General features: G+C 70.8%; 3 protein-coding genes. All 3 read right to left on the bottom strand.

What is annotated here, in order from left to right; translation table 11 throughout:
* Positions 1 to 239, bottom strand: a 239-nt coding sequence (locus ACIY1X_RS25590) for a phosphoglycerate mutase family protein (RefSeq protein ID WP_399686283.1), incomplete at its 3' end; no start/stop codon positions are given.
* A 20-nt stretch (positions 240 to 259) separates the two neighbouring features.
* Positions 260 to 2,884: an alanine--tRNA ligase gene (gene alaS, locus ACIY1X_RS25585; protein ID WP_399686281.1), complete on the bottom strand. Its 2,625-nt coding sequence runs from the start codon at positions 2,882 to 2,884 to the stop codon at positions 260 to 262.
* 146 nt (positions 2,885 to 3,030) lie between these two features.
* The coding region (locus tag ACIY1X_RS25580; protein ID WP_399686279.1) for a 2'-5' RNA ligase family protein at positions 3,031 to 3,468 on the bottom strand (438 nt) is incomplete at its 5' end.

Raw genomic sequence — 3,468 nt, 5'->3', positions numbered from 1 at the left:
TCGTGGATCGGCCAGATCGCCATCGGCACGCCGGGAAAGCGCACGCAGGTGGGCTCGGCCGTCTGCCGCGCCCGCAGGAAGGGCGAGCTGACGATGTGCGTGGGTTCGCCGGCCCAGCCGGCCGCCACCTGCCGCGCCTGGGCCGTGCCCAGCGGCGTCAGCGGCATGGCGACCAGGTCGCGCGTGGGCTGGCCGGCGTTGCCGGTGCTCTGGCCGTGGCGCACGAAAGTGACGCGCATCGCCGGCCCGTGCCGGGAAATCAGGCCCGCTCGGCCACCCAGCCCTGCACCGAGGCCAGGGCCTTCGGCAGGCCGGCCGCGTCGGTGCCGCCGGCCATCGCCATGTCGGGCTTGCCGCCGCCCTTGCCGCCCACTTGGCTGGCGACGAAGTTGACCAGCTCGCCGGCCTTGATCTTCGCCGTGTGGTCTGCCGTGACGCCGGCCGCGATCTGCACCTTGGCGCCATCGACGGCGGCCAGCACGATGGCGGCGCTCTTGAGCTTGTCCTTGAGCTTGTCCATCGTCTCGCGCAGCGTCTTCGCGTCGGCGCCTTCCAGCTTCGCGGCCAGCACCTTGATGCCCTTGACGTCGACCGCCTGCGAAACCAGCTCGTCGCCCTGGCTGGAGGCGAGCCGGCCCTTGAGCGTGCCGATCTCCTTTTCCAGCGCGCGCACCTGCTCCAGCACCTGCGCCAGGCGCGGCTGCACTTCGGCCGCCGGGGCCTTGAGCGTGGCGGCCACGCTGTGGACGGTGGCCTCCAGGCCCTGCACGTAGGCCAGCGCGTTGGCGCCGGTGATGGCCTCGACGCGGCGCACGCCGGCGGCCACGCCGCCCTCGCTCACGATCTTGAACAGGCCGATGTCGCCGGTGCGCTGCACGTGCGTGCCGCCGCACAGCTCGCGGCTGGTGCCGATGTCGAGCACGCGCACGGTGTCGCCGTACTTCTCGCCGAAGAGCATCATGGCGCCGGTCTTCTGCGCGTCGTCCATGGACATCACGCGCGCCTGGGTGGGCGCGTTGGCGAGGATCTCGGCGTTCACGCGCTGCTCGATCTCGGCGATCTGCGCCGGCGTGACGGGCGCGTTGTGCGCGAAGTCGAAGCGCGTCTTGTCGGCATCGACCAGCGAGCCCTTCTGCTGCACGTGGCCGCCCAGCACCTCGCGCAGCGCCTTGTGCATCAGGTGGGTGACCGAGTGGTTGCGCATGGTGGCGGCGCGGCGCGCGCCGTCCACCGCGGCCTTCACCGCGTCGCCCACCTTCAGCGTGCCCTGCTGCATCGTGCCGTGGTGGCCGTGCACGTCGGCCTTGATCTTCTGGGTGTCCTCCACGCCGAAGGCGACGCCCTCGGCGCAGATCACGCCCTGGTCGCCCACCTGGCCGCCGCTCTCGGCATAGAAGGGCGTGGTGTCGAGCACGACGATGCCGGACTGGCCTTCGGCCAGCGCATCGACCGCGGCGCCCTCGTGGTAGAGCGCGACGACCTTCGCCGCCTCCTCCAGGTGCTCGTAGCCGGTGAAGACGCTGGCGCCTCCGCCGTACTCGACAGCGCGCTCCATCTTGAACTTGCCGGCTGCGCGGCCGGCGGCCTTCTGCTTCTCCATCGCGGCGTCGAAGCCGGCCTCGTCCACCGTCACGCCGCGCTCGCGGCACACGTCCTGCGTCAGGTCGAGCGGGAAGCCGTAGGTGTCGTGCAGCTTGAAGGCGACGTCGCCGGGCAGCGTGGTCTTGCCGCCGTCCAGCGCGGCGTCGAGGATCTCCATGCCGTTGGCCAGCGTCTCGTAGAAGCGCTCTTCCTCGGCCTTGAGCGTGTCGGCGATGTGCTTCGCCTCGGCCTGCAGCTTCGGGTAGGCCGCGCCCATCAGCGCCACCAGGTCGGGCACCAGCTTGTGGAAGAAGGGCTTCTTGCGGCCCAGCTTGTAGCCGTGGCGGATCGCGCGGCGGATGATGCGCCGCTGCACATAGCCGCGGCCCTCGTTGCTCGGGATCACGCCGTCGCTGACCAGGAAGGAGGTGGCGCGGATGTGGTCGGCGATGACCTTGAGCGAGGGGTTCGCCAGGTCGGCGCAGCCCGTCTCGCGCGCGGCGGCCTTGATCAGCGCGTCGAAGATGTCGATCTCGTAGTTGCTGTGCACGTGCTGCAGGATCGCCGCCAGGCGCTCCAGGCCCATGCCGGTGTCGACGCAGGGCGCGGGCAGCTTCACCACGCTGCCGTCCTCCTTCATGTCGAACTGCATGAACACGTGGTTCCAGATCTCGATGAAGCGGTCGCCGTCCTCGTCGGGGCTGCCCGGCGGGCCGCCGGGGATGTGCGGGCCGTGGTCGTAGAAGATCTCCGAGCAGGGGCCGCAGGGGCCGGTGTCGGCCATCATCCAGAAGTTGTCGCTCTTGTACTTGCCGCCCTTGTTGTCGCCGATACGGATGACGCGCTCGGGCGGCAGGCCGATCTCCTTGGTCCAGATGTCGTAGGCCTCGTCGTCCTCGTGGTAGACGGTGGCCAGCAGCTTCTCGGGCGGCAGCTTGTAGACCTTCGTCAGCAGCTCCCAGCCCCAGGTGATCGACTCGCGCTTGAAGTAGTCGCCGAAGCTCCAGTTGCCCAGCATCTCGAAGAAGGTGTGGTGCCGCGCGGTGTAGCCCACGTTCTCCAGGTCGTTGTGCTTGCCGCCGGCGCGCAGGCAGGCCTGCACCGAGGCGGCGCGCACGTAGGGCCGCTTGTCGGTGCCGAGGAACACGTCCTTGAACTGCACCATGCCCGAGTTGGTGAACATCAGCGTCGGGTCGTTGCCCGGCACCAGCGGGCTCGACGCCACGACCGTGTGGCCCTTGGATTCGAAGAAATCGAGGAAGGTCTTGCGGATGTCCGCGACCGTGAACGTGGGCTGGCTCATGAGGGCAGGAGAAGGAGGCGGGACGCCGGCCGCCGGGTCCGTTCTGGAGGCGCTCGCTGGCCTGGCCCCGGGGCGTCGGACGGGCGCCGGCTGGGGCGCTAACCGCTTGATTCGATTGAACATTCGATTATAGGCGGCGGGCGGCGTCAGGGCCCGTCCAGCGGGCGGCGCAGCAGCACCTCGTGCCGTGCCGGATGCGGCGGCAGCCAGGAGCGCACCAGCACGAACTCGCGCACCGGCCAGGCGATGGGCGGCTCCACCGGCGGCGCGGCCGATTCCCAGGCGTCGCGTGCCAGCGTCAGGTGCGGCTGCCAGCCGGCCGGCGCGGCGAGGCCCAGCGCCGCCGCGATGCGGCGGTGCAGCCGCGCCAGCGCCTCGGACGGCGCAGGCCGCAGCACGGCCACGCCGTTGCGCGTCCAGACTTCCGCGCGGTCCAGGTGTAGTTCGAAGGGCTCCATCCGCACGTCCTGCAGCGCGGTGCGCAGGCGGCCGAACGCAGACTCGTCCTGCGGCCCGAGATGCGCCAGCGGCAGGTGCAGGCGGTGCGCCCGCGGCTGCCGCCTTGCGGCGGGCCGGGTCCACCA

This window comes from Xenophilus sp., from assembly GCF_044462705.1.
Lineage (GTDB): Bacteria > Pseudomonadota > Gammaproteobacteria > Burkholderiales > Burkholderiaceae_C > Xenophilus > Xenophilus azovorans.
The sequence above is the reverse complement of the archived record's forward strand: the minus strand, read 5'-3'. Positions and strand labels throughout refer to the sequence as shown.

Bases quoted from the DNA above. Each gene is read 5' to 3' on its own strand.
- alaS (WP_399686281.1), bottom strand. From the start codon at position 2,884: ATGAGCCAGCCCACGTTCACGGTCGCGGACATCCGCAAGACCTTCCTC.